This is a genomic window from Janibacter sp. LM (assembly GCF_039631275.1).
Lineage (GTDB): Bacteria > Actinomycetota > Actinomycetes > Actinomycetales > Dermatophilaceae > Janibacter > Janibacter terrae.
In genome coordinates this window covers 80,205-105,762 of the sequence record NZ_JBDIVG010000001.1, presented here as the reverse complement: position 1 = coordinate 105,762, position 25,558 = coordinate 80,205, and the positions used below count along the sequence as shown (strand labels likewise).

At 72.6% G+C, this 25,558-nt stretch carries 21 protein-coding genes; 5 read left to right on the top strand and 16 right to left on the bottom strand.

Annotation, left to right across the window (positions count from 1 at the left end; genetic code table 11):
- Positions 1–43: 43 nt before the first annotated feature.
- The 5 genes from cimA to ilvD form a co-directional block, all read right to left on the bottom strand.
- Positions 44–1,624 (bottom strand): citramalate synthase, encoded by a 1,581-nt coding sequence (gene cimA / locus ABC138_RS00485; protein ID WP_345912430.1) that lies wholly within the window; start codon positions 1,622–1,624, stop codon positions 44–46.
- A gap of 306 nt (positions 1,625–1,930) precedes the next feature.
- Positions 1,931–2,731, bottom strand: a complete 801-nt coding sequence (locus ABC138_RS00480) for an HAD family hydrolase (RefSeq protein WP_068422457.1) — start codon at positions 2,729–2,731, stop codon at positions 1,931–1,933.
- 38 nt (positions 2,732–2,769) lie between these two features.
- A complete protein-coding gene (locus ABC138_RS00475) occupies positions 2,770–3,870 on the bottom strand; it encodes a branched-chain amino acid aminotransferase (RefSeq protein ID WP_345912429.1) in 1,101 nt (366 codons plus the stop codon).
- 56 nt (positions 3,871–3,926) lie between these two features.
- On the bottom strand, positions 3,927–4,970 hold the full coding sequence (locus ABC138_RS00470; RefSeq protein ID WP_068325207.1) for a 3-isopropylmalate dehydrogenase: 1,044 nt from the start codon (positions 4,968–4,970) through the stop codon (positions 3,927–3,929).
- 59 nt (positions 4,971–5,029) lie between these two features.
- A complete protein-coding gene (gene ilvD, locus ABC138_RS00465) occupies positions 5,030–6,871 on the bottom strand; it encodes a dihydroxy-acid dehydratase (RefSeq protein WP_345912428.1) in 1,842 nt (613 codons plus the stop codon).
- A 389-nt stretch (positions 6,872–7,260) separates the two neighbouring features.
- Here ilvD and ABC138_RS00460 point away from each other — a divergent pair, with 389 nt between their 5' ends.
- Positions 7,261–10,803 carry an ABC transporter ATP-binding protein gene (locus ABC138_RS00460; protein WP_345912427.1) on the top strand — a complete coding sequence of 1,181 codons (3,543 nt, stop codon included), beginning with the start codon at positions 7,261–7,263 and terminating at the stop codon, positions 10,801–10,803.
- Between the two features lie 127 nt (positions 10,804–10,930).
- On the opposite strand, the gene ilvC is transcribed toward ABC138_RS00460, so the two are convergent.
- From ilvC to ABC138_RS00445, 3 genes are all read right to left on the bottom strand, one after another.
- Positions 10,931–11,959 carry a ketol-acid reductoisomerase gene (gene ilvC, locus ABC138_RS00455; RefSeq protein WP_068325210.1) on the bottom strand — a complete coding sequence of 343 codons (1,029 nt, stop codon included), beginning with the start codon at positions 11,957–11,959 and terminating at the stop codon, positions 10,931–10,933.
- Positions 11,960–12,043: 84 nt separating this feature from the next.
- The gene (gene ilvN / locus ABC138_RS00450; protein ID WP_068325211.1) at positions 12,044–12,553 is read right to left on the bottom strand and encodes an acetolactate synthase small subunit; all 510 of its coding nucleotides are present in this window, start codon (positions 12,551–12,553) and stop codon (positions 12,044–12,046) included.
- A 13-nt stretch (positions 12,554–12,566) separates the two neighbouring features.
- A complete protein-coding gene (locus tag ABC138_RS00445; RefSeq protein ID WP_082807554.1) occupies positions 12,567–14,474 on the bottom strand; it encodes an acetolactate synthase large subunit in 1,908 nt (635 codons plus the stop codon).
- A gap of 266 nt (positions 14,475–14,740) precedes the next feature.
- Here ABC138_RS00445 and ABC138_RS00440 point away from each other — a divergent pair, with 266 nt between their 5' ends.
- Positions 14,741–15,667: a GNAT family N-acetyltransferase gene (locus tag ABC138_RS00440; RefSeq protein ID WP_345912426.1), complete on the top strand. Its 927-nt coding sequence runs from the start codon at positions 14,741–14,743 to the stop codon at positions 15,665–15,667.
- 21 nt (positions 15,668–15,688) lie between these two features.
- Here the strand turns inward: ABC138_RS00440 and ABC138_RS00435 are convergent, their stop codons facing one another.
- Positions 15,689–16,141 (bottom strand): DUF4189 domain-containing protein, encoded by a 453-nt coding sequence (locus tag ABC138_RS00435; protein ID WP_068422472.1) that lies wholly within the window; start codon positions 16,139–16,141, stop codon positions 15,689–15,691.
- Between the two features lie 109 nt (positions 16,142–16,250).
- Positions 16,251–16,772 carry a histidine phosphatase family protein gene (locus ABC138_RS00430; protein ID WP_068422475.1) on the bottom strand — a complete coding sequence of 174 codons (522 nt, stop codon included), beginning with the start codon at positions 16,770–16,772 and terminating at the stop codon, positions 16,251–16,253.
- Between the two features lie 61 nt (positions 16,773–16,833).
- Between ABC138_RS00430 and ABC138_RS00425 the strand changes: the two genes are divergently transcribed.
- Positions 16,834–17,952 (top strand): PQQ-dependent sugar dehydrogenase, encoded by a 1,119-nt coding sequence (locus ABC138_RS00425; RefSeq protein ID WP_345912425.1) that lies wholly within the window; start codon positions 16,834–16,836, stop codon positions 17,950–17,952.
- Between the two features lie 23 nt (positions 17,953–17,975).
- On the opposite strand, the gene ABC138_RS00420 is transcribed toward ABC138_RS00425, so the two are convergent.
- Entirely contained in the window at positions 17,976–18,893 is a 918-nt protein-coding gene (locus ABC138_RS00420; protein ID WP_345912424.1) for a 2-hydroxyacid dehydrogenase, read from the bottom strand.
- 130 nt (positions 18,894–19,023) lie between these two features.
- Here ABC138_RS00420 and ABC138_RS00415 point away from each other — a divergent pair, with 130 nt between their 5' ends.
- Positions 19,024–19,617 carry a hypothetical protein gene (locus ABC138_RS00415; RefSeq protein WP_345912423.1) on the top strand — a complete coding sequence of 198 codons (594 nt, stop codon included), beginning with the start codon at positions 19,024–19,026 and terminating at the stop codon, positions 19,615–19,617.
- A 2-nt stretch (positions 19,618–19,619) separates the two neighbouring features.
- Here the strand turns inward: ABC138_RS00415 and gatB are convergent, their stop codons facing one another.
- Genes gatB through gatC form a run of 3 tightly spaced genes read right to left on the bottom strand, consistent with a single transcriptional unit; the run spans position 19,620 to position 23,024 of the window.
- On the bottom strand, positions 19,620–21,194 hold the full coding sequence (gene gatB, locus ABC138_RS00410; RefSeq protein ID WP_345912422.1) for an Asp-tRNA(Asn)/Glu-tRNA(Gln) amidotransferase subunit GatB: 1,575 nt from the start codon (positions 21,192–21,194) through the stop codon (positions 19,620–19,622).
- A gap of 3 nt (positions 21,195–21,197) precedes the next feature.
- The gene (gene gatA / locus ABC138_RS00405) at positions 21,198–22,712 is read right to left on the bottom strand and encodes an Asp-tRNA(Asn)/Glu-tRNA(Gln) amidotransferase subunit GatA (protein ID WP_345912421.1); all 1,515 of its coding nucleotides are present in this window, start codon (positions 22,710–22,712) and stop codon (positions 21,198–21,200) included.
- Between the two features lie 15 nt (positions 22,713–22,727).
- A complete protein-coding gene (gene gatC, locus ABC138_RS00400) occupies positions 22,728–23,024 on the bottom strand; it encodes an Asp-tRNA(Asn)/Glu-tRNA(Gln) amidotransferase subunit GatC (RefSeq protein WP_068325220.1) in 297 nt (98 codons plus the stop codon).
- 208 nt (positions 23,025–23,232) lie between these two features.
- Here gatC and ABC138_RS00395 point away from each other — a divergent pair, with 208 nt between their 5' ends.
- Positions 23,233–24,234: a type IV toxin-antitoxin system AbiEi family antitoxin domain-containing protein gene (locus ABC138_RS00395; RefSeq protein WP_345912420.1), complete on the top strand. Its 1,002-nt coding sequence runs from the start codon at positions 23,233–23,235 to the stop codon at positions 24,232–24,234.
- 1 nt (position 24,235) lies between these two features.
- Here ABC138_RS00395 and ABC138_RS00390 read toward each other — a convergent pair whose 3' ends face one another.
- Both ABC138_RS00390 and ABC138_RS00385 read right to left on the bottom strand, forming a co-directional pair.
- Positions 24,236–25,039, bottom strand: coding sequence for a carbon-nitrogen hydrolase family protein (locus ABC138_RS00390; RefSeq protein WP_345912419.1), 804 nt, complete (start codon positions 25,037–25,039; stop codon positions 24,236–24,238).
- On the bottom strand, positions 25,036–25,545 hold the full coding sequence (locus ABC138_RS00385; RefSeq protein WP_068325223.1) for an SRPBCC family protein: 510 nt from the start codon (positions 25,543–25,545) through the stop codon (positions 25,036–25,038). Before ABC138_RS00385 ends, ABC138_RS00390 begins: the two co-directional genes overlap by 4 nt.
- Between the last annotated feature and the right edge of the window lie 13 nt (positions 25,546–25,558).

The following is a 25,558-nucleotide window of genomic DNA, read 5'->3' as shown; positions in this document are numbered from 1 at the left end:
CTATCCGACGTGGATAGCGGCCATCACCCGAGTCTCGAGCGCGTCAGCGCACGGGCACCCCGGCCCGCATCAGCCCGTAGGTGACGCCGTCGAGGAGCGCCGACCACGAGGCCTCGACGATGTTGGGTGCGACGCCGACGGTCGTCCACGAGGTGTGCTCGTCGCTGTGCTCGATGAGCACACGGGTCGTCGCGTCGGTGCCGTGCGCGGCGTCGAGGATGCGCACCTTGTAGTCGATGAGCTCGATGCCCTCGAGCTCGGGGTAGACGACCGACAGCGCCTGCCGCAGCCCCTGGTCGAGCGCGTTGACCGGGCCGTTGCCCTCCCCCGTCGCGACGAGCCGCTGCCCACCGGCGACGGCCTTGACCGTCGCCTCGGACAGCGCGTCGGCGCCGCCCTTGGCGTCGATCATGATCCGCCAGGACTCGATCTGCGCGTACTCCGGGGCGCCCTCCTCCAGCTCGCGGCGCAGCAGCAGCTCGAAGCTCGCGTCGGCCGCGTCGAAGGTGTACCCCTGCTGCTCGAGTGCCTTGACCCGCGCCAGGACCCGGGTCAGCGCGGCGTCGTCACCGGAGAGGTCGACGCCGAACTCGCGGCTCTTCAGCTCCACGGTCGCGCGCCCGGCCATGTCGGAGACGAGCATGCGCATGTCGTTGCCGACGTCCTTGGGCTCGATGTGCTGGTAGAGGTCGGGGTCGACCTTGATCGCGCTCGCGTGCAGCCCGGCCTTGTGCGCGAAGGCCCCCGACCCCACGTACGGCTGCCGTGAGAAGTGCGGGAAGTTGGTCACCTCGCTCACCGCGTGCGCGATGCGGGTCGCGTCCTGGAGGCGGTGCGGCTCGACGAGGTCCATGCCGAGCTTGAGCTGGAGGTTGGCGAGCACGGTGATGAGGTCGGCGTTGCCGGTCCGCTCGCCGTAGGCGTTGACCGTGCCCTGCACGTGGTCGGCGCCCGCCTCGACGGCGGCCATGGTGTTGGCGACGGCGCAGCCGGTGTCGTTGTGGCAGTGGATCCCGAGGCGCGCGCCGGTGGCGGCGATGACGTCCGCGACCGCGTCGCGGACCTGCCCCGGCAGCATCCCGCCGTTGGTGTCGCACACCGCGACGACCTCGGCCCCGGCCTCGTGGGCGGCGCGCACGCAGGCCAGCGCGTAGTCGCGGTCGAGGTGGTAGCCGTCGAAGAAGTGCTCGCCGTCGACGATCACCGTGCGGCCCTGCTCGCGCAGGTGGGTCACGGTGTCGGTGATCATCGCGAGGTTCTCCTCGCGGGTGGTCCGCAGCGCACGCTCGACGTGGCCGGGGTGCATCTTGGCCACGAGGGTGATGACCTCGGCGCCCGAGTCGAGCAACGCCTGCACCTGCGGGTCGCTGGCGGCGGACCCGCCGGCCCGACGGGTGGCGCCGAAGGCCGCGAGGGTCGCGGTGTGCAGCTGCAGCTCGGTGCGCGCGCGGGCGAAGAACTCGGTGTCGTTGGGGTTGGCGCCGGGCCAACCCCCTTCGATGTGGGTGACGCCGAGGTCGTCGAGGTGACGCGCGATCGCCAGCTTGTCGACGACGGACAGGTTGATGCCCTCCTGCTGGGCACCGTCGCGCATGGTCGTGTCGTAGACGTGGAAGCCGTGCATAGTGGGTCTCTCGCTCGGACGAAGGGGAGGCACTCGCCTCCCGCGGCAGTGTGACACCTGCTCGTCGCGCCCGTCCGTGGCTGGGGTGTGCTCCGGACCCGTCTGCTTCGTCGATCCCTGCTCGGCGAAACAAAAAGACCCCCCGGGTGTGGGAGGTCCGCGCGACGAGCAGGTGGCTCGTCGCGCCTAGATAATGAGCTCGGCCGCGGTGGCAGCCCGGGTCGTCATCTGCAGCATCACCCGATCACCTTGGCACCACCGCCGCGAGGCATCACCCGACGTCCGCATGATGGGATCGCGGTGCCGTCAGGCGAGCCGGGCGAGGAGCCCTTCGAGGGTGACCGCGACGCCGTCCTCGTCGTTGGTCGGCACGCGATCGGTCGCGACGGCCAGCACCTCCTCGTGCGCGTTGGCCACGGCGAAGGAGCGCCCCGCCCACGTGAGCATCGGCAGGTCGTTGGGCATGTCGCCGAAGGCCCAGACGTCGGCCGCGTCGATCCCGAGCTCGGCGCACCACCCGGCGAGCGCAGCCGCCTTGGTCACCCCCGCCGCGGAGATCTCGGCGAGCCCGCCTGCCCCGGAGAAGGCGACGATCGCCCGGTCCCCCACGACCTCGGTGACGACGGCGATGAACTCCTCGTCGCTGAGGTGCGGGTTGCGCGCGAGCAGCTTGCCGACGGAGGCGTCCGTGAGCAGCTCGATCGAGGGCGTCGTCACGAGGTCCTCGGGGTGGTCGTGGATCGCGGCGAACATGCTCTCGGCGGCCAGCCCCGTGTGCCGCTCGGCGGCGAAGCCGGTCCCGGGCAGCTGCTCGCGCAGGTCGTGCACGATCTCGGTGACGACATCCCGCGGGATCGAGCGCACCCCGAAGATCCGCCGCTCCGCGACGTCGTAGCGGAAGGCACCGTTGCCGCAGAGCGCCACGCCCCGAGCCCCGACGACGTGCGCGAGCTCGTCGAGCCAGCGGGGCGGCCGGGCGGTGACGAGGACGGTCTCGAGGCCCGCGTCGGCGACGGCACGAAGGGCGTCGACCGAGCGTGCGGACACGCTCCCGTCACTGCGCAGCAGGGTGCCGTCGAGGTCGGTGGCGATGAGGCGAGGGGTCACGTGGATCGGTGGCCGAGGGGGTTCGGCGAGGGTGCCGCTCAGACCAGCCGGGTCATCCAGCCGCGCGTGTCCTCCGCGCGGCCGTACTGGATGTCGAGGAGGGCCTGGCGGATCTTGCGGGTGTACTCCCCGCCCCCTTCGCCGGCCGTGGACGGGGCCGAGCCGCCGGCCCAGCGCAGCTCGCCGACGGGGGTGACGACCGCGGCGGTGCCGCACGCGAAGACCTCGGTGATCTCGCCGGAGGCGACACCCTCGGTCCACTCGTCGATGCCGATGCGCGCCTCCTCGGGGGTCAGGCCGAGGTCGGGCGCGATCGCCAGGATCGAGTCGCGGGTGACACCCTCGAGGATCGAGCCGGTGAGCGCGGGGGTGCGCAGACGGCCGTCCCTGGTGACGAAGAAGAGGTTCATCCCGCCGAGCTCCTCGATGTACGTCTGCGTCGAGGAGTCGAGGAAGACGACCTGGTCGCAGCCCTGCGCCTGGCCCTCGAGCTGGCCGGCGAGCGAGGAGGCGTAGTTGCCGCCGCACTTGGCGGCACCCGTGCCCCCGGCGCCCGCGCGCGCGTAGTCACGGCTCAGCCAGAGGTTGACCGGCTTGAGGCCGCCCGAGAAGTAGGCACCCGCGGGGCTGGCGATGACCGAGAAGGTCACCTCGTTGGCGGGGCGCACCCCGAGGAAGGCCTCGGAGGCGAACATGAAGGGACGCAGGTAGAGGCTCATCTCGCCGCTCTCGGCGGCCGGCACCCACGCCTCGTCGATCTCGACGAGCGCCCTGATGGCCCCGATGAAGTCCTCCTCTGGCAGCACCGGCAGCGCGAGTCGCTCGCAGCTACGTGCCATGCGCGCGGCGTTGCGGTCGGGCCGGAAGGTCCACACGGAACCGTCCGCGTGACGGTAGGCCTTCATGCCCTCGAAGACCTCCTGCGCGTAGTGCAGGACGGCCGCCGCCGGGCTGACCTGCAGCGGCCCGAAGGGGCGCACCTCACCGGTGTGCCAGCCCTCCCCCTTCGTCCACGTCGCGGTGACCATGTGGTCGGTGAAGGTGGACCCGAACCCCGGGTTCGCGAGGACCGCCTCGCGCTCGGCATCGGGAAGGGGGGCTTCGCTGCGGGTGGTCGTGAAGGTCAGCTCAGCGGTCATCGGGTACGTCTCCTCGGGGTCTGGTGTGATGCAGGCTACCCCCCGCGACGGAGGCCTCAGAGCCGGCCGGCCACCGCGTCACCGATCGCGCTGGTCGACCGCTCGCCCGAGCGCTCGGCGAGGTCGGCGGCCACGGCCGCCTCGACCCGCTGGGCGTCCTCGGCGAGGCCGAGGTGGTCGAGCAGCATCGCGGCGGAGAGGATCGCGGCGGTGGGGTCGGCCTTGCCCTGGCCGGCGATGTCCGGGGCCGAGCCGTGGACCGGCTCGAACATGCTCGGGGCCTCGCGGGTGGGGTTGATGTTGCCGCTCGCGGCCAGGCCGATGCCGCCGGCGACGGCCGCGGCGATGTCGGTGATGATGTCGCCGAAGAGGTTGTCGGTGACGATGACGTCGAAGCGCGCCGGGTCGGTCGCGAGGAAGATCGTCGCGGCGTCGACGTGCTGGTAGGCGGTCTCGACATCGGGGAACTCCGCGCCGACCTCGTCGACGGTGCGGCGCCACAGGTGGCCGGCGTTGACGAGCACGTTGTGCTTGTGGACGAGCGTCAGGTGCTTGCGCGGCCGGGCCTGGGCGCGGGCGAAGGCGTCGCGGACGACCCGCTCCACGCCGAAGCGGGTGTTGACGCTGACCTCGGTCGCGATCTCGTGCGGGGTGCCGACGCGCAGCGCGCCGCCGTTGCCGACGTACGGGCCCTCGGTGCCCTCGCGGACGACGACGAAGTCGAGCCCCTTGCTCGTCACGTGCTCCGCGAGCGGGCTCTGCACACCCGGGAAGAGCTTGGCCGGGCGCAGGTTGACGTAGTGGTCGAGCGCAAAACGAAGGGGGAGCAGCACGCCGCGCTCGAGGACACCGGAGGGGACGGTCGGGTCGCCGATGGCGCCGAGCAGGATGCCGTCGTGGCCGCGCAGCTCGTCCACGACGGAGTCGGGCAGGGTCTCGCCGGTGCGGTGCCAGCGGGCGGCGCCCAGGTCGTACTCCGTGGTGCGGATGTCGACCCCGGTGGCGCCGAGGACCTTCAGGCCCTCCGCGACCACCTCGGGGCCGATCCCGTCGCCGCCGATGACGGCGATGTCAAAGCTCTTGGTCTGCGCGTCGGTCATGGTCACAGGCTAGGTTGGCGTCCCGACATGTGAACCTCACGTCCCGCCATGCGGACGTCTCAGTCGACCTTGCGTGCGGCGCCCTTGTCGGCGGACTGAGCGAACTTCGCGAAGATCTTCAGCGCCGGGGAGACGGGACGCTCGCGGTCGACCGGGGCCCACCCCTTCGCGTCCTGCTCGGTGCGGCGGCGGGCGAGCTCCTCGTCGTCGACGAGGAGGTTGACCCGACGACCCGGGATGTCGAACTCGATGACGTCGCCGTCCTTGACCAGGCCGATCGCGCCACCGGAGGCGGCCTCCGGGGAGACGTGGCCGATGGACAGGCCGGACGAGCCGCCGGAGAAGCGCCCGTCGGTGATCAGGGCGCACTTCGGGCCGAGGCCGGTGCCCTTGAGGTAGGAGGTCGGGTAGAGCATCTCCTGCATGCCGGGGCCGCCCTTGGGGCCCTCGTAGCGGATGACGACGACCTCGCCCTCCTGCACCTGCTTGGACAGGATCATCTCGACCGCCGCCTCCTGCGACTCGGCGACGCGCGCCGGGCCCGCGAAGTTCCACTGGTGCTCGGGCACGCCGGCGGTCTTGACGATGCAGCCGTCGGGCGCGAGGTTGCCGTGGAGCACGGCCAGTCCCCCTTCGCTCGTGTAGGCGTGCTCGACGGAGCGGATGCACCCGGTCTCCGCATCCCGGTCGAGGGAGGACCACCGGTTGGTCGACGAGAAGGCCTGCGTCGTGCGCACGCCGCCGGGCGCAGCGTGGAAGAGCTCGGTGGCCTTGGCCGACGTCGCGCCGGAGCGGATGTCCCAGTCGGACAGCCACGAGTCGAGGTCGGGGCTGTGCACCGAGCGCACGCCCGCGTCGAGCATGCCGCCGCGGTGCAGCTCGCCGAGGATCGCGGGGATGCCGCCGGCGCGGTGCACGTCCTCCATGTAGTAGTCGCCGCTGTTGGGCGCGACCTTGACCAGGCACGGGGTGACCCGCGAGAGCGCGTCGATGTCGTGCTGGTCGAAGTCGACCTCCGCCTCCTGCGCCGCGGCGAGCAGGTGGAGGATCGTGTTGGTCGAGCCGCCCATGGCGATGTCCAGGCGCATCGCGTTGGCGAAGGCGGGCTTGGTCGCGATCGAGCGCGGCAGGACCGACTCGTCGTCGTCGTCGTAGTAGTCGCGGCACAGGTCGACGACGAGCTTGCCCGCGTCGAGGAAGAGGTCACGGCGGGCGCTGGCCGTGGCGAGCGTCGAGCCGTTGCCGGGGAGGGAGAGACCGAGCGCCTCGGTGAGGCAGTTCATCGAGTTGGCGGTGAACATGCCCGAGCAGGAGCCGCACGTCGGGCAGGCGGCCTGCTCGATCGCGGTGATCTCCTCGTCGGAGACGTTGTCGTCGACGGCCTTGACCATCGCGTCGACGAGGTCGAGCCGCGTGTACGTCTCGCCGTCGTCACCGATGATCGCCTTGCCGGCCTCCATCGGGCCGCCGGAGACGAAGACCGTCGGGATGTTCAGGCGCAGCGCGGCCAGGAGCATGCCCGGCGTGATCTTGTCGCAGTTGGAGATGCACACGAGCGCGTCGGCGCAGTGCGCGTTCACCATGTACTCGATCGAGTCGGCGATGACCTCGCGGCTCGGCAGCGAGTAGAGCATGCCGTGGTGGCCCATCGCGATGCCGTCGTCGACGGCGATGGTGTTGAACTCCTTGCCCACCCCCCCGGCCTCCTCGATGGCGCCGGCGACGAGCTGGCCCATGTCCTTGAGGTGGACGTGCCCCGGGACGAACTGGGTGAAGGAGTTGGCGATCGCGACGATCGGCTTGCCGAAGTCCCCTTCGCCCATGCCGGTCGCGCGCCAGAGGGCACGGGCACCGGCCATGTTGCGACCGTGGGTGGTGGTTCGGGAACGCAGCTCAGGCATGGGCCCACGGTAGTTCGCCGGTCCGGGCAGTGATACCGCGTCTCACATGCAGACCGCCCCTGCCCGCGCGGCGCGGGAGGGGCGGTCAGTGGTTCGTGGGCTGGCTCACTCGCCGCTGTCGCGGCGGTCCAGGCTCTCCTGCAGGGCCCGGCGGGCCTCGGCTGCGTCGTCGCTCATGTCGGCTCCTCGTACGTGCGGGTGGGTCCGGTCGGGCACGACGTGGGTGTGGCACCGATCGTGCGACGGTACGCCGCCCGGGTCCCGTACCGATACGCCATGTCCACCACCTGGACGCGCGTCTCGAGGTTCGGCCGGGCAGGCGTGGGTCATCACCGGGGCCGGGAAAATCGGAGGCGCGTGTCGGTGGGTGGACATAGCCTTGACAGGTCATGACGCAGACCCTCGAGCGGACCGCCACGCCGCCCCCCACGACCACCGAGCCGACCCCGCCGGAGCGCACCGTCGACTGGCGACGCATGAGCTCGCCCGCCGCCGGCTTCGCCCTGGCCTGCTCGGCGACCGCCGCCGTCCTCATCACCCTCGGCACGGTCGTCATCGGTCGCCTCGCCGAGGACCCGACGACCGACCTCGTGCAGCTGCTCGCGCTCCTCGTCGTCGGCGGCGCGCTCGTCGACAACATCGGCAAGGTCGTCTGGGTCGGCCTGTCCGACCGGGCCGAGGGGATGCTGCGCGACGACCTGCTCGACGCCGCGCTCGCCCAGCCCGTCGCGACCCTCTCGGAGCAGGCGGCCGGCGAGATCCTCGACCGGGTCGACGACGACACCCACGAGGTCGGCAACCTCATGAGGTGGCAGGTGTGGATGTTCGCGCGGACCGCCTTCTCCGTCATCCCGATGTGGGTCGTCGCGGGCCTCACGTGGTGGCCCGCGTGGCTGCTCTTCCCCCTGCTGGGGCTCGTGACGGGCGCCGCGGTGCGCCCGCTGCTCGGCGAGATCTCCCGTCGCAAGGTCGTCGAGGAGATGGCCTGGACCGACCACGCGAGCGCACTCGAGGAGGGCATCGCCGGTCGCGACGACCTGCGCACGAGCCTCGGGCAGGCGCACATGGTCCAGCGGCTCGCGACGCTGACCGCGGCCGTGCACGCGCGCTTCGCCAGCGTCCTCGAGATCGAGAGCCGGCTCGCCCGCCGCGCCGGCCTGCTCCTGCACGGGCTCCTCGCGGGCATCGGCGTCGCCGGCATCGCCCTCGCGGTCCGCGGCTCCCTGTCGGTCGGCGAGCTCGTCACGCTCTTCATCGTCACCTCGAGCTTCGTCGGGCTGATCACGATGCTCTCCCACCAGCTCCCCGACCTGCAGGCGGGACTGGGTGCGGTGATCCGCCTGCGGCAGATGCTCGCCGTCGAGCCCGAGCCGCAGGGTGGCGCGCCCGTGCCCCAGGGGGCCGAGCTGACGGTCGAGGTGCGCGGCCTGGACTTCTCCTACGCGGAGGGCAGCTTCGCGCTGCGCGACGTGACGTTCAGCTGCCCGGCCGGCGAGACCGTCGCCCTCGTCGGGCGCACCGGGTCCGGCAAGTCGACGCTCGCGTCCTTCGTCTCCCGGGCCATCGAGCCACCCCGCGGCAGCGTCTTCGTCGGCGGCGTCGACGTGCGCGACATCGACCTGCAGCTGCTGCGGACCGAGGTCGGCGTCGTCACCCAGCGCACCGAGATCATCTCCGGGACGCTCGCGGACAACATCGCCCTCTTCGACGACACCCCGCGCTCGGACATCCGGGCCGCCGTCGTCGAGCTCGGCCTCGGTGACTGGGTCGACGGGCTGCCCGACGGGCTCGACACCCTCCTCGGCCCGGGCGGCACGACCCTGTCGGCCGGCGAGGAGCAGCTCGTCGCCTTCGCCCGGCTGCTCGTGCGCGACGTGCGCGTCGTGGTGCTCGACGAGGCCACCGCCCGCATGGACCCGCTCACCGAGCGGCGGGTGGTCTCCGCCGCCGACCGGCTGCTGCTCGGCCGCACCGGCATCCTCATCGCCCACCGGCTCAACACCATCGAGCGGGCACCGCACGTCGTCGTCCTCGACCGCGGCCGGGTCATCCAGCAGGGCCGGCGCACCGACCTGGCCCAGGCACCCGGCCCCTTCCGCACCCTCCTCGTCGACAGCCGGGCGGAGTCGGCGACGGACCTCCCTGCGGCCGCGGGGTCCGCCGGCGACCACGATGTCGACCACGCCGACCTCGACCCCGTCGGAGGCCGCCGGCGCACGACCACCCCGCCGGACCTGCCCGAGGTCGGCGACGGCCCGTCGCTGGCCCGGGGCATCACGCACGCACTCCTGGTCAAGCCGGCGTGGGGCGTCGCCGGGGCGGCCTGCTTCCTGCTGCTGTCGCTGCTCGGGGCGCAGGGTGCGATCACCGGGCTCGTGTGGGGCCGCGCGATCGAGGAGCTGCAGGCCGGCGGGACGCCGACCCTGCTCGCCGCCGTGCTCGTCGCCTGCCTGCTCGTCGTCCCCTTCATCACCGCGCAGGCCTTCTACCGCTACCCGCTGTGGTGGATCGAGGTCATGCTCCGCACCCGCATGGCGGTGCTCGTCGGTCAGACGCGCGCGGAGCGGCTGCCGCGCACACCCCCGGGTGAGGTCGTCGCCCGGTCGATGGACGCCGACCGGTACGCGCGCTACGCCGACCGGTGGGTCGACTTCATCAACGGCCTGGTCATCGCGGCCGTCACGGCCGTGCTCGCCGGCACGTGGGTCGCCGGCGCCGTCCTGCTGACCGTCATGGTCAGCTCGGCGCTGGCCGCGAGCCTCGGCCGTCCGGTCGCCGGCCGCTCCGCCGCGGCGGCGTCACTGGCCCGCGCCCGCTTCGGCCGCGCGGTCGTCTCTGCCCTGGAGTCGGTCCGCACGGTCAAGCTGGCGGCGGCCACCCCCTTCGTCCGTCGCCACCTGCGCGAGGTCGACGGCGGACGCGTCGAGGCCGCCGTCAAGGAGCACCGGGTCCAGGCCGTGCTGGACGCCGTGCCGCTCGTCATGGTCCAGGGCGGCATCGTCGCGACGTGGTGGATCCACGTCGCCGGCGGCTGGGGCCTCGGGACGGCGATCCTCGTGTCCGGCGCCGTGGCCGGCTTCGACTGGTTCGGCCGCGTCGCCAGCATGGTCGTCACCGAGGCACCCGGCACCCGGGCCTGGCAGGTCGAGACGGCCCGCTTCGCCGGCGGCGTCGACCTCATGGACCTGCCCGCGGGCGTCGACCTCGTCGAGGGCACCGCTCCCCTGCCGGTCACCGGGGAGCGCGAGCCCCTGCGGCGCCTCGAGCTGCGCGGGCTGAGCGTCGTCCACGACGATGGCACCGTCGGCGCGAGCGACATCGACCTCACCGTCGACGCCGGTGAGCTCGTCCTGCTCGTCGGCCAGGTCGGGTCGGGCAAGTCGAGCCTGCTCGCCTCGCTCGCCGGGCTCGTCGACCACCGCGGCGACCTGCTGTGGAACGGCTCCCCCGTCACCGACCCCCAGCGGACCCTGCGGCCGGGTCGCGTCGCGCACGTCGCCCAGGTGCCCCGGGTGCTGTCGGGGACCTTCACCGACAACGTGCGGCTCGGGCACGAGCGACCCCTCGACGCGCCGGTCGCGCTCGCCCGGCTGACCGAGGACGTCTCTGCCGCAGGCGGGCCCGACTCGCTCGTCGGCCACCGCGGCGTGCGTCTGTCGGGCGGCCAGGTCCAGCGGCTGGCGCTCGCCCGGGCACTTGCGACCGAGGCCGAGCTGCTCCTCGCCGACGACGTCTCGTCCGCGCTCGACGCGACGACCGAGATCGACCTGTGGCGCGGTCTGCGCGAGCGGGGAGCGACGGTCATCGGTGCGACCTCCAAGCGGGCGGCGCTCGAGCAGGCCGACCGGGTCGTCGTCCTCGACGGTGGCCGGGCGGTCGCGGTCGGTGCCTGGTCCGACCTCTCCCCGACGTGGGGGCACCTGGCCGGCTGACCCCCTTCGTCCCGCGGGACGGTGGGTCCAGGGCATGACGAAGGGGGCGCCCCCGGCCGGTGAGCCGGTGGGCGCCCCCTTCGGGGCCCGCGCGGGGTCGCCGCGACGGGAGTCCTGGGTGCTCGCGTCAGCGAGCGGCCGAGCCCTCGACGTAGTCGTCGTCGCCCGACTTCCACGCGAAGTGCGCGCGCAGCGCCTTGCCGGTGGCCTCGATCGGGTGGCCGGCCTCCTTCTCGCGCAGCTGCGTGAACTCGACGGCCCCGTTGTCCTGGTCCTCGATGAAGCGGGTGGCGAAGGTGCCGTCCTGGATGTCCTTGAGGACGCCCTGCATGCGGTCCTTGACGCCCTGGTCGATCAGGCGCGGGCCGGAGACGTAGTCGCCGTACTCCGCCGTGTCGGAGCAGGACCAGCGCTGCTTGGCGATGCCGCCCTCCCACATGAGGTCGACGATGAGCTTGAGCTCGTGGAGGACCTCGAAGTAGGCGATCTCCGGCTGGTAGCCCGCCTCGGTCAGGGTCTCGAAGCCCGCCTGGACGAGGTGCGAGACACCACCGCAGAGGACGGCCTGCTCGCCGAAGAGGTCGGTCTCGGTCTCCTCGGTGAAGGTCGTGGTGATGACGCCCGCACGGGTGCCACCGATGCCCTTGGCGTAGGACTTGGCGATCTCCCACGCCCGGCCCGACGCGTCCTGCTCGACCGCGATGATGTCGGGGATGCCACGGCCGTCGACGAACTCACGGCGCACGGTGTGGCCGGGGGCCTTCGGCGCGACGAGGATGACGTCGACGCCGGCCGGCGGCTGGATGTAGCCGTAGCGGATGTTGAAGCCGTGACCGAAGACGAGGACGTCGCCCTCGCCCAGCGCGGAGGCGATCTCGTCGGCGTAGAGGTGGCGCTGCACCTGGTCGGGGGCGAGGATGACGATGACGTCCGCCTCGGCGGCGGCGGCGTTCGGGGTGAGGACCTTCAGGCCCTCGGCCTCGGCCTTGGCCCGGGACGAGCTGCCCTCGCGCAGGCCGACGCGCACGTCGACGCCGCTGTCGCGCAGGTTGAGCGCGTGGGCGTGGCCCTGCGAGCCATAGCCGATGACGGCGACCTTGCGGCCCTGGATGATGGACAGGTCGGCGTCGTCGTCGTAGATCACTTCAGCGGCCATGTGGCTCTTCTCCTTGTGGTGTCGATACTGCAGTCGAGTCTGGGCGTCATCGTCTCGCGTCCGGCGAGCCGACGACGCGGGGGATCAGTGTCTGGACCGGTCCGTGATGGACCGGGGGCCGCGGCCGATGGCCACGACGCCGGACTGGACGAGCTCCTTGACGCCGTGGGGCTCGAGGATCTCGAGCATCGCGGCGATCTTGTCGGAGTTGCCGTACACGTGCAGGGTCATCGCCTCGGGCGTCGTGTCGACGATCTTGGCCTTGAACATCTGCGCGGTCTCGAGGATGGCGCTGCGGTTGGTCGCGTCGGCGCGCACCTTGACGAGGACGACCTGGCTCGTGACCGAGGCCAGCGGGTCGAGCTCGACGACCTTGAGCACCTCGACGAGCTTGTTGAGCTGCTTGGTCACCTGCTCGAGCGGGAGCAGGTCGACCTCGACGACGACGGTCATCCGGGAGACCTCGGGGTGCTCCGTGGGGCCGACGGCCAGCGAGTCGATGTTGAACCCGCGACGGGAGAACAGCGCCGAGATCCGGGCGAGGACGCCGGGCTTGTTCTCGACGAGGACGGACAGGGTGTGCTTCGTGCTCATGGGTGGCCTGCGCTCACTTTCCCTGGGAGTCGCTGTGGTCGGCGTCGGTCGGCTGCTCGATGGCCTCTGACTCCTCGCGGTCCCACTGGGGCGCGGAGTCCCGGGCGATCTGGATCTCGTCGTTGCTCACGCCGGCGGCCACCATCGGCCACACCATGGCGTCGCGCTCGACGACGAAGTCGACGACGACGGGGCGGTCGTTGATCGACATCGCCTCGGCGATCGTCGCCTCGAGGTCCTCGGGACGCTCGCAGCGCAGGCCGACGCAGCCGTAGGCCTCGGCGAGCTTGACGAAGTCGGGGATGCGGCTGCCGACCGAGGTGTGCAGGTCGGTGTTGGAGTAGCGCTCGTTGTAGAAGAGCGACTGCCACTGGCGGACCATGCCCAGGCTCGAGTTGTTGATGATCGCGACCTTGATCGGGATGTCGTTGATGACGCAGGTCGCCAGCTCCTGGTTGGTCATCTGGAAGCAGCCGTCGCCGTCGATGGACCACACGACACGGTCGGGCTCGCCGACCTTGGCGCCCATGGCCGCCGGCACGGAGTAGCCCATCGTCCCGGCGCCGCCGGAGTTGAGCCAGGAGTTGGGGCGCTCGTAGTCGATGAACTGCGCGGCCCACATCTGGTGCTGGCCGACGCCCGCCGCGTAGATCGCCTCGGGACCGGCGGCCCGGCCGATGGCCTCGATGACCTCCTGCGGCATGAGCGCGCCCTCGCCGTGCGACTGGTAGCCGACCGGGTAGGTCTGGGACCAGCCCGCGGTCTCCGCTGCCCAGACCGCGTAGGTGTGCGGGTTGACGTCTGCCGCGTCACCGGAGCCGGACTCGACGGCGGCGATGAGCTCACCAAGGATCGCCTTGGCGTCGCCGACGATCGGCACGTCGGCGGTGCGGTTCTTCGAGATCTCCGCCGGGTCGATGTCGGCGTGGATGACCTTGGCCCCCGGGGCGAAGGACGGCAGGTGACCGGTCACCCGGTCGTCGAAGCGGGCACCGATCGTGATGAGCAGGTCACTGCGCTGCAGGCCGGTCACGGCCGCGACGGACCCGTGCATCCCGGGCATGCCGAGGTGCAGGCGGTGCCCGTCGGGGAAGGCGCCCCGCGCCATGAGGGTCGTGACCACCGGGATGCCGGTGAGCTCGGCGAAGCGGAGCAGCTCGACGTGCGCGCCGGAGCGGATCACGCCGCCGCCGACGTAGAGCACCGGCCGGCGGGCGGCGGCCATGAGGCGCACGGCCTCGCGGATCTGCTTGGCGTGCGGACGCGTCACCGGGTGGTAACCCGGCAGGGCGATCTGCGGCGGCCACGCGAAGGTGGTGGTGGCCTGCAGCGCGTCCTTGGAGATGTCCACGAGCACGGGACCGGGGCGACCGGTACCGGCGATGTGGAAGGCCTCGGCGATGACGCGCGGGATCTGCGCCGCGTCGGTCACGAGGTAGTTGTGCTTGGTGATCGGCATGGTGATGCCGCGGATGTCCGCCTCCTGGAAGGCGTCGGTACCGATGGCGGCGGAGGCCACTTGGCCGGTGATCGCGACCATCGGGACGGAGTCCATGTGCGCGTCGGCGATGGCGGTGACGAGGTTGGTGGCCCCGGGCCCGGAGGTGGCCATGCACACCCCGACCTTGCCCGTGGCGGAGGCGTAGCCCTCGGCGGCGTGGCCGGCGCCCTGCTCGTGCCGCACGAGGATGTGGCGCACCTTCGTCGAGTCCATGAGCGGGTCGTAGGCGGGCAGGATGGCGCCGCCGGGGATGCCGAAGACGACCTCCGCGCCGACGTGCTCGAGGGAGAGGACGAGGCTCTTCGCTCCCGTCACCTGCTCGGGGGTCGGTCGAGCCTCCGCCCGGCGCGCCATCGCGGCCGGGCTCGGGGCGCTGCTGGTCGTGTCAGTCACCGTGTGTCCTTCGGTCAGTCGTGCCATCCGTCCTGCTCCTCACATCTTCTCCCGGCATGAAAAAGCCCCTCAGTCCGGGTACGGACATGAAGGGCGCGCGCTGCGTCGACGACGTCGTCGCTCAGGCAGCGCGCCGGGGAAGTACGAGGAGGTGGGCCATGTCGCTACTCTCCCCCGCCGCCTCGCCCGTGTCAATGAATGAGACGGCAGCGTCCACCATCCGGACGCAGGCGAAGGGAGTGCCGCCGACAATCCCCGTGACACCGCCCGGGAAGTGGAGGATCCTCCCTTCCATGAGCACCGCAGCGTCGACCCCCTTCGTCCTGCCGGCAGGCGTGGACCTCGCCGTCCGCCCGCTCCGGGCCACGGACGCCGAGGCGGTCGTCGCGCTCGCCCGCGCCGACGAGGCCGAGTCGCTGGCCGAGCCGGTCACCGAGCTGGTCGACGTGCAGCGCGCCTGGCGGCTGCCGACCACCGACCTCGACCACCGCTCGCTGGCCCTCCTCGACGGCACCCGCCTCGTCGGCTACCTCGTCGTCGGGGCGCACGGTCGCCTCGACGCGGTCGTCGCGGCCTCGCACCGCGGCCGCGGCATCGGGCGCGCCCTGCTCGACCACGCCATGGTCGTGGCCCGCAACCACGGGGACCCCGAGGTCTCGCAGACGGTGCCCGTCGGCAGTCCCGCCCACCGCTTCCTCGACGCGGCCGGCGGCACCGCGACCTGGGACTCCTGGATCCTCGAGCTGCCGGCCGACCGCCGCCTGCCCGAGCAGGCGCTCCCCGACGGCTTCACGCTCGGCGAGGGGAGGCCGGAGGAGATGCACTCCGTGCACCTGGTCAAGGAGGCCGCCTTCGACGAGTGGCCCGGCCGGCGCCCGACGAGCTACGAGGACTGGGCGGCCGACTTCCTCGAGGGCGAGGAGGCCGCGCCGTGGCGCTGCCGCGTCGTGCGCGACCGCGAGGGCCGCGTCGTGGCCATGGCGATGGTCATCGGCAGCGAGGACGGGATGCTCTGGGTCGACCAGCTCGCCGTCGCCGCCCCGCACCGCGGCCTCGGCCTGGGCCGTGCCCTGCTCGCGGACTCCTTCGCGGAGGGACGTCGGCGCGGGCTGGCCCGTGCGGGGCTGTCGACCGACTCGCGCACCGGTGCGCTCGGCCTGTACGAGCACGTCGGCATGGAGGTCACCGCGACCTTCCGCCACCTCGCGATCCCGGTGTGAGGGACGACGAGGGACGACCGATCAGTAGTACCGGGTCGTGCAGAGGTACACGCGGGTCTTCACCGTGCCGGCCGTCGAGGTGCCCATGGCGCGCTTCTTGGCCAGGCGCACGGTGGGCCACTTGTACTTGCCGTACGCGCTGCCGTAGCGGACCGGGCGGTTCTTGGAGTCGTACTTGACCGCGACGGCGGCGCACCCGTTGCTGACCCACACGACGTTCGTGCAGTAGGAGGAATAGCTGTACTGCTTGCAGCGCTTCAGGGCCGCGCTCTGGGCGCTGCTGCGGTACTTGGCGTTGACCGACGTGCCGACGGCGAGGGTGCGGGTGTTGAGGGCGATGGCGCCGTAGTAGTTCGTCGCCGCGGACGAGGAGTCCTGGGTGACGGCCGCGCCGGCGGGCGCGGTGGCGAGGGTCGTGGCGGTGAGCGCGACGGCGGCGGACGCCACGGCGGCACGGGTGATGACGGACTTCATGGATGACTCCCCTGGTGTGGTGGTGGCGGCCCCGGTGGCCGCCCCGGTGGACATCTTGGCGCCCGCGCCGGGCGCGCGCCATGGGGAGCCCTCCCCCGCAGGCGAGCGCTCAGGGCAGGCGGAAGTCGTCCAGCTGTGCCGCCCCGAAGGCGAGGTCCTCCCAGTGCCCCGAGAAGCGCAGCACCGCTGCCGCGGCCGGCGGGAACCCCTGACCCAGGCACTCGTGCGCGTGCGCCCGGCCCTCGCCGTCGGCGAGCAGGCTCGCGGCCGCGGGGAGCCCGGGCGCGTGGCCGATGACGAGGAGCACGCTCGCGTCGTCCGTCGACTCGCGCACCACGGAGAGCACGTCCTCGGCGTCGGCGTTGTACAACCGGTGCTCGATCCGCACCTCGGCCTCCGAGCACCCGGCCTCGGCGACCTCCTGCATCGTCTCCCGGGTGCGCAGGGCGGGCGAGCACATGACCTCGTCGCAGCCCAGGCCCCGCTCGCGCAGCCAGCGGCCCACCTCCTGAGCCTGGGCGCGGCCCGGCTCGGAGAGGGGGCGCTCGCGGTCGTCCTGACCGGCACGGCCCGGCTCGGGCTCGGCGTGCCGCAGCAGGATCAGGGTCCGGTCCTCTGCTGACGTCGTCATGCCCCGAGTGTGGCCCGCGACACACCTGCGCGCCACCCCTGCGCCCCGGTAGCGTCGGGACATGACGCGCCACGCCGTCCGCACCACCCTCGCCCTGGGCCTGACGCTCGGGCTGGCCGCCTGCGGCTCCGTGGGCGAAGGGGGCGGGACCTCCCCTTCGTCGTCCCGGACGTCCTCGTCCGGCTCGTCGGGCTCGTCGGGCACCACCGCGGAGGGCGCCGTCACGGTGGTGACGACCGACCTCCAGGTGCCGTGGGACCTCGCCTTCCTCCCCGGCGGTGACGCGCTGGTGACGCTGCGCGACAGCGGTGACGTCGTGCGGATCTCCGACGGCGAGCAGCAGGCTGTCGGAACCGTCCCGGGTGTCGTGGCCGAGGGCGAAGGGGGTCTCCTCGGGCTCGCTGTCTCCCCCGACTTCGCCCAGGACGACACGCTCTTCGTCTACGCGACCACCACCGAGGACAACCGCGTGCTGCGGATGACGTTGGGCGCCAGCGGGATCGGCGACGTCGAGCCGGTGCTCACGGGCATCCCCAGGGCGGGCAACCACAACGGCGGGCGCATCGCCTTCGGTCCCGACGGTTACCTCTACGTCGCGACCGGTGATGCCGGCGACACCGACTCCGCGCAGGACCCGGCGAGCCTCGGCGGCAAGATCCTGCGGATCACGCCCGACGGCGAGCCGGCACCGGGCAACCCGGTCGCGAGCTCCCCCGTGTGGACCTCGGGCCACCGCAACGTACAGGGGCTGGCGTGGCGGGAGGACGGGACGATGTGGGCCAGCGAGTTCGGTCAGGACACCTGGGACGAGCTCAACCGCATCACCCGCGGCGGCAGCTACGGCTGGCCGCAGGTCGAGGGCGAAGGGGGCCGCGACGAGTTCGTCGACCCCGTCGCCACGTGGTCCACCGCCGACGCCTCCCCGAGCGGCATCGCCGTCGACCGGGACGGCTCGATCGTCATGGCTGCGCTGCGCGGCGAGAGCCTGTGGCGCGTGCCGGTCAGCGGCACCGGTGACGGCCTGCGCGTCGGCACGCCGGAGCGGCTGCTGCAGGGCGAGTACGGGCGGCTGCGGGACGTCGAGCGCGCGCCCGACGGGAGCCTGTGGGTGCTCACCAACAACACCTTCCGCGGGGAGCCTCGCGCTGGGGACGACCGGGTGCTGCGCCTGCGTCCGTGACCGCGTCGGGGCGGGGGCGCCGCTCAGCCCCCGTGGACGAGGTTGATCGGCTGCTCGCCCGCGACCATCGCGGCGATCTGCCGGCGCAGCATCGTCACCGCGCGCGGCCGGAAGGCCTCGGTCACGCCACCGACGTGGGGGCTGATGATGACGCCCGGCGCCGACCAGAGGGGGTGGCCCTCGGGCAGGGGCTCGGGGTCGGTGACGTCGAGGGCGAGACGCAGCCGGCCCGCGTGCCGCAGCGCCGCCTCCGTGTCGAGAGCCGTCCCGCGCCCGACGTTGACGACGAGCGAGCCGTCGCCCAGGGCCGACAAGGCCTCCTCGCCGAGCAGCTGTGCGGTGGCGTCCGAGCCGGGCAGGACCGAGATGACGATGTCGTGCTCGGGGAGCAGGTCGAGCAGCTCGTCGGTGCCGTGGACCGCGTCGACGAGGTCGTCGCCGGCGCGGGCGCGCGAGGCGACCGCCGTCGTCGTGACCTCGAAGGGGGCGAGCCGCGCGGCGATCGCCCGCCCCACGGAGCCGTAGCCGAGGACGAGGACGCGCTTGTCGGCCAGACCGGGCCGAAACTGCCGGGGCAGCCACTCCCCCTTCGCCTGTGCCCGCGCGAACTCGTCGAAGCCGCGCTGCGAGGCGAGGACGAGGGCGAGCGCGAGCTCGGCGGTGGCCGCGTCGTGGACCCCCTTCGCGTTGGCGAGGGCGACGCCGTCCGGCAGCACCGGCACGATGTTGTCGAAGCCTGCGGACAGCAGCTGCACGAGCCGCACCGAGGGCTGCTCGGCGACGACGGCGACGCCGTCGGGCCGGGTCATGTACGGGGCGATGTAGAGGTCGACCGCCTCACCGGGGGGTCCGGTGCGCGGGTCCCAGACGACGGGCGTCATGCCGTCGACGGGACCGACGTCGTCGAGCCAGCTGCGGTCGGGGAAGGAGACGGTGACCATGCGCCGATGGTAGGCCGGGGCCATCCGGCATGGGTACAACTACCCATGGACGTGGTGCGACCGCGGTGGGTCCATGGAGGTCAGGGATGTCCCGTGGGGAGACGTCCCCGCACCCCGAGAGGACACCGCCATGAAGCGGATGCTCAGCACCATCGTCACGTCCGGCCTCTGCACCGCGGGCCTCGCGCTCACGAGCACCGCCCAGGCCGCACCCACCATCGAGGACCCGCCGACGACCCACCACCGGTACGCGCAGTCCGAGGTGGTGCTCGGCGGCGCGTGGACCGTCGAGTTCGGCTCGCCGATCCGCGGCAACCGGCACCAGGTCAGGCTGCGCACCGACAACGGTCGGGTGAGCGGCTTCATCCGCTCGTTCTACTGCCCGAGCGGCGCGAGCGTCTCACCCCGCTGGGCCTCCGCGCGGTGCACGCACCGGCAGACGATCTGGCTGAAGAACACCCCCGACAACCCGTGGCTCGGCTGGGTCAGCAGCAGCGGCACCCGGGCGACCCAGCGCGACTACCTCATGGGGGTCAGCGGGTCGAGGGCGTGGCCCTTCGACGCCGACTTCCGGCTGTACGCGTCGTCCGCGGTGACCGACGACGGTGACGGGACCTTCTACTCGTGGTGGCGCGACGCCACCCCGCACGGGTCCTTCGCCGGCAAGCCGATCCTCTCCGGCACCAAGCGCTACGGCACGATCGGCGGGTACGGACCCGCCTGACCTCAGCCCTCGGCGCCGAGCCTGGCGAGGATGATCTCGCGCGCCTTGCCGGCGTCGGCCTGACCGCGCATCTCCTTCATCACCTGGCCGATGAGGGCGCCCGCGGCCTGCACCTTGCCGCCGCGGATCTTGTCCGCGACGTCGGGGTTGGCCTCGATGACCTTGTCGACGGCCGCCTCGAGGGCACCGTCGTCCTGGACGAGCTCCAGCCCGCGCGCGTCGGCGACGGCCGTCGGCGTGCCCTCGCCGTCGAGGACGCCCTCGAGGACCTGACGGGCCATCTTGTCGTTGAGCCGGCCCGCGCCGACCATCGACTCGAGCTCGGCGACGTGCTGCGGGGTGACCCCGACCTGCTCCGCGTAGGTCACGAGGTCCACGCCCTGCGTGTTGGCCCGGCGTGAGGGCTCACCGAGCCACCACTTGCGAGCGGCCTGCGGCTTGGCGCCCGCGGCGACGGTGGCCTCGATCAGCTCGACGGCGCCGGCGTTGAGCACGTCGCGCATCTCGAGGTCGGAGTAGCCCCAGTCGTCCTGCAGCCGCTTGCGGCGCTCGGCCGGCGGCTCGGGCAGGGTGGCGCGCAGCTCCTCGACCCACTCACGGCTCGGGGCGACGGGGACGAGGTCGGGCTCGGGGAAGTAGCGGTAGTCGTCGGCGTCGGACTTCGGACGGCCGCTCGTCGTGGCGCCGGTGTCCTCGTGCCAGTGGCGGGTCTCCTGCAGGATCGAGCCGCCACCGCTGAGCACCGCCGCGTGGCGGCAGACCTCGTAGCGCACCGCCCGCTCGACGGAGCGCAGGCTGTTGACGTTCTTGGTCTCGGTGCGGGTGCCGAGCGGCACCTCGAGCTGGGCGGGCCCGGCCGGGTCCTCACCCGCCTTGGGGCGAAGGGAGAGGTTGACGTCGCAGCGCATCGACCCCTGCTCCATCTTCACGTCCGAGACGTCCAGGGCACGCAGCAGGTCGCGCAGCGCGGCGACGTAGGCCTTGGCGACCTCGGGGGCGCGCTCCCCCGCACCGACGATCGGCCGGGTGACGATCTCGATGAGCGGGATGCCGGCACGGTTGAAGTCGACGAGCGAGTACTCGGCGCCGTGGATGCGACCGGTGGAACCCCCCACGTGCAGGCTCTTGCCGGTGTCCTCCTCCATGTGGGCGCGCTCGATCTCGACCCGGAAGGTCTCGGTGCCCTCGCCGGAGGCAGCCGGGATGTCGACGTCGAGGTAGCCGTCGAAGGCGATCGGCTCGTCGTACTGCGAGGTCTGGAAGTTCTTCGGCATGTCCGGGTAGAAGTAGTTCTTCCGGGCGAAGCGGCACCACTGCGCGATCTCGCAGTTGAGCGCCAGGCCGATGCGGATCGCGGACTCGACAGCGGTCGCGTTGACGACCGGGAGGGCGCCGGGCAGACCGAGGCAGACCGGGCAGACCTGGGTGTTGGGCTCGGCGCCGAAGCCGGTCGCGCACCCGCAGAACATCTTGGTGCTCGTCCCGAGCTCGACGTGCACCTCGAGACCCATGACGGGGTCGAAGGTGGCCAGGGCCTCGTCGTACCCGAGGACCTCGTCGGTGGTGGTCGTCGCCATGTCTCAGGCTCCCTTCGTGATGGCCAGCTCGGGGGCCTGCTCGAGCAGGTGCCCGCCCCAGGCGGAGACGAGGCGCTGCTCGAGGGCGGCGCCGACGGTGTAGAGGCGGTCGTCGGCCATGGCGGGCGCGAGGACCTGGAAGCCTGCGGGCAGCCCGTCCTCGGCGAGGCCGCTCGGCAGCGACATGCCGGGTACACCGGCGAGGTTGGCCGGGATCGTCGCGATGTCGCCGCGGTACATGGCCATCGGGTCGTCGGTCTTGTCGCCGAAGCGGAAGGCCGTCGTCGGGGCCGTCGGGCTGACGAGGACGTCGGCGATCTCGAAGGCCTTCGCGAAGTCGTCGGCGATGAGGCGACGCACCTTCTGCGCGCTGCCGTAGTAGGCGTCGTAGTAGCCCGACGACAGGGCGTAGGTGCCGAGGATGATGCGGCGCTTGACCTCGTCACCGAAGCCCGCGTCGCGCGAGGCGGCCATGACCTGCTCGGCGCTCGGGTCCTCGACACCCTGCGGGGAGACGCGCAGGCCGTAGCGCATCGCGTCGAAGCGGGCGAGGTTGCTGCTCGCCTCGCTCGGCATGATCAGGTAGTACGCGCCGAGGGCGTGCACGAAGTTGGGGCAGGAGACCTCGACGACCTCGGCGCCGGCGTCGACGAGGTGCTGCACCGACTCGTCGAAGCGCGCCTGGACGAGCGGCGAGAAGCCCTCGCCGGTGAGCTCCTTGACGATGCCGATGCGCATGCCCGTGACGTCCGCGCGCCGGGCGGCACCGACGACGTCGGGGACCGGCTGGTCGATGGACGTCGAGTCGAGCGGGTCGTGCCCGGCCATGACCTCGTGGAGCAGCGCGGTGTCGAGGACGGTGCGGGCGCAGGGGCCGGCCTGGTCGAGCGAGGAGGCCATCGCGATGAGGCCGTAGCGCGAGACGCCGCCGTAGGTCGGCTTGACGCCGACCGAGCCGGTGACGGCGGCGGGCTGGCGGATCGAGCCGCCGGTGTCGGTACCCGTCGCGAGCGGCGCCTGCCAGGACGCGACGACAGCGCTCGAGCCACCGCCGGAGCCGCCGGGGATGCGCTCGAGGTCCCACGGGTTGCGGGTCAGGCCGTAGGCCGAGTGCTCGGTCGAGGACCCCATGGCGAACTCGTCCATGTTGGTCTTGCCGAGGATCGGCAGTCCGGCCGCCTTGAGCCGGGTGACCACCGTGGAGTCGTACGGCGGGATCCAGCCCTCGAGGATCCGGGACCCGGCGGTCGTCGGGATGCCGGTCGTCGTCATGACGTCCTTGACGGCGATCGGGACGCCGGCGAGACGGTGGAGGGTCTCCCCCTTCGCCCGGCGCTCGTCGACCGCGCGGGCCTCGGCGAGCGCGGACTCGCCCGCGACGTGGAGGTAGGCGCCGACCTGCTCGTCGACTCCCTCGATGCGGTCGAGGTGGGCGCGGGTGACCTGCTCGGAGGAGAGGTCACCGGTGGCCAGCGCGTCGGCGAGCGCGGCAGCGGTCATGCGGGTGGGGTCGCTCATCAAGGTCCTTCTGGCTCAGTCTTCGGTGAGGATGCGCGGCACGGCGAAGCGCTCGACCTCGGAGGCCGGCGCCATCGCGAGGGCCTGCTCGGGGGTCAACGAGGGACGCACCTCGTCGGGGCGGGTGACGTTGACGATCGGCATCGGGTGGCTCATCGGCTCGACGCCCTCGATCGGGGCCTGCGAGACGGCCTCGACGGAGGAGATGATGGTCGCGAGCTCGCCGACCATGCGGTCGAGCTCGGCGTCGGAGAGGTCGATGCGGGCCAACGAGGCCAGGTGCGCCACGTCGTCGCGGGAGAGGTCAGCCATGCGGGACAGTCTAGGAGCCGGCGAAGGGGGCGCCGCCCCCGGTCGATCCGCGGGTACGACGTGCACTCGGCTTCCCGCGGAGTCCGCGGACCCTGACGCCGCGGGACCGCGCCGCCAAGGACCCTCACGAGAGCACGTCGTACTCGCGCGTCACGAACCTGTGGACAACTGCCGGCGCGCCCGAGCGGTGGGCGCGAGGATGCATCCCGTGCAGGTGGAGGAGGTCCTCGCCGAGCTCGGCGGGTGCGCCTCCCGCGCCGAGCTGCTCCAGCGCGTGAGCGAGCACGAGCTGCGCCGAGCCCTGGCTGCCGGGTCCGTGGATCGCCCCGCGCGTGGCCGCTATGCCGTGCCGTCCCCGCCCCCGACGACAGAACGGGTCGACCGCAGCGACCTGGCCCGCGCCGGACGCCGGGCGGCGCACGAGGTCACCGGCACGGCCATCCTGCTGAGCGCTGCCGCGCACTGGGACTGGCCGACGAAGTGGGTGCCGACCAGGCCCCAGATCGCGCTCCCCCGCAATCGCAAGGTGCCGCCGGCGGTCCGGCGTCGCTTCGACGTGCGCTTCCGTGACGTACCGCCGGACGACCGCGAAGGGGGCTGGGTGACCTCCCGCGTGCGGACCGTCCTCGACTGCGCCAGCCTGCTGCCACCGGACGAGGCACTCGCCGTCGCCGACTCGGCCCTGCGCGAGGGCGTGGTCACGCGGGACGAGCTGCTCTCGGCCGCCCCGGGCCTGCCGCTCCGCCACCGGCGCAGGGTCGACGGGTTGATCCGCGCCGCTCATCCCCTCGCAGCCAACCCCTTCGAGTCGGTCCTGCGCTGGATCGTCTCGGACGTCCCCGGTCTGACGGTGCGACCCCAGGTGCGCATCGACGACGACGCGGGTCTCGTAGGCATCGTCGACCTGGCCGACGAGGACCTGCGGCTGGTGCTCGAGGCGGACTCCTTCGAGTGGCACGGGCAGCGGGAGTCCCTCGAGCGCGACTGCATCCGCTACGACCGACTCGTCGCGGACGGCTGGGTGGTCCTCCGGTTCACCTGGGACATGGTGATGAACCACCCGGAGCGGGTGCGCGACCTCGTCGCGCGGACCGTGGCCCTGCGTGACCCGCGGGTACGACGTGCACTCGCGAGCACCCATGAGCCAAGAACCCCGAGATCCCGAACGCCAGGACTCGCCGTCGGCCACCAGTGCACGTCGTACCCGTGAGTCAGTCCAGCAGGGGGACGTTCCGGCGGGCGGCGACCACCGCTTCCCCGTCGATCTCGGCCACGAGCACGTCCTCTCCCCCGCCCAGCCGCGCGCGCACCTCGCCGGTCGGGTCGGCGAGGACGGACCGGCCGATGCCGTAGGGCCCGTCGACCGACTCACGGGTCCACGCCTGGCCGACCGCGAGCAGCCAGGCCTGCGCGTCGTGCGCGCGGGCACGGGTGAGCAGGTCCCACTGCGAGGCCTTGCCGGGACCGTCGCCCCACGAGGCGGGCAGCACGACGAGCTCGGCGCCGGCGCGGCCGAGCTCGGTGAACTGGTCGGCGAAGCGCACGTCGTAGCAGGTGGCCAGGCCGACCCGCCACCCGTCGACGTCGACGGTCACCACCTCGTCGCCGGGTGCCACCGTCTCGGACTCCGTGCTGCCGAAGGCGTCGTAGAGGTGGATCTTGCGGTAGGTCGTCTCGGCGGTCCCCGGACCGGTGACGAGCAGGGTGTTGTGCACCCGCGAGCGCTGCTGGCCCGCACCGGTCGTGATCGCGTCCGCGGGGGTGAACATCCCGACGACGACCGTCACCCCGTGCCGCTCGGCGAGCGCGCGCACCCCGTCGGCGAAGGGCCCGTCGAGCGGCTCGGCGGCCGTGTCGAGCCGCCGGGAGAAGGGAGCCATCGCCGCCTCCGGGTGGACGACGAGCCGCGCACCCCGACCGGCCGCACGGCCGGTGAGCTCGTCGATGCGTCGCAGGTTGTCGGCCGGGTCCGCCGTGGCGGTCCACTGGCAGCCCGCGAGGCGAAGGGGGCTCATGCCGCCTCCTCGCGCCGCGCCATGTCGGCCCGGGCCGCGGCGAGCACCTGCTCGTCACGGCACCCGCGGGCGAACCCCTCGATGCGCGCCGCGATCTCGCGGCCGAGCAACCACTGACCGATCGGGTGGGCGATGCGCTGCAGCCGGGCGGGGCGCACGTCGTACGTGTACTTCCACACCGCGAGCGTGCCGTCGCCGTCTGGCTGGAAGCGCCACCCGCCGCCGAAGCGGGCGAAGAACCACGGTCCGCTGACCATCGTCATCCCGACGGAGGTCGGCGGTCGCCACGAGACGTACTCGCTGACCATGCTCGGTGAGACCGGCCCGGCGAAGGAGGACCGTGTGTACGTGCGCACCCCCACCCCGGGCTCGCTCGCCCCGTCGAGGAAGCGCTGCTCGCGGATGAAGGGGTCCCAGCGGCGGCGGACCGCGCCGGTCGTCTGCGACACGGCGAAGGCGAGGTCGGGGCTGATGGGGACGTGCACGTCGGCGCTGACCTGTGGCATGCCTCCACCCTAG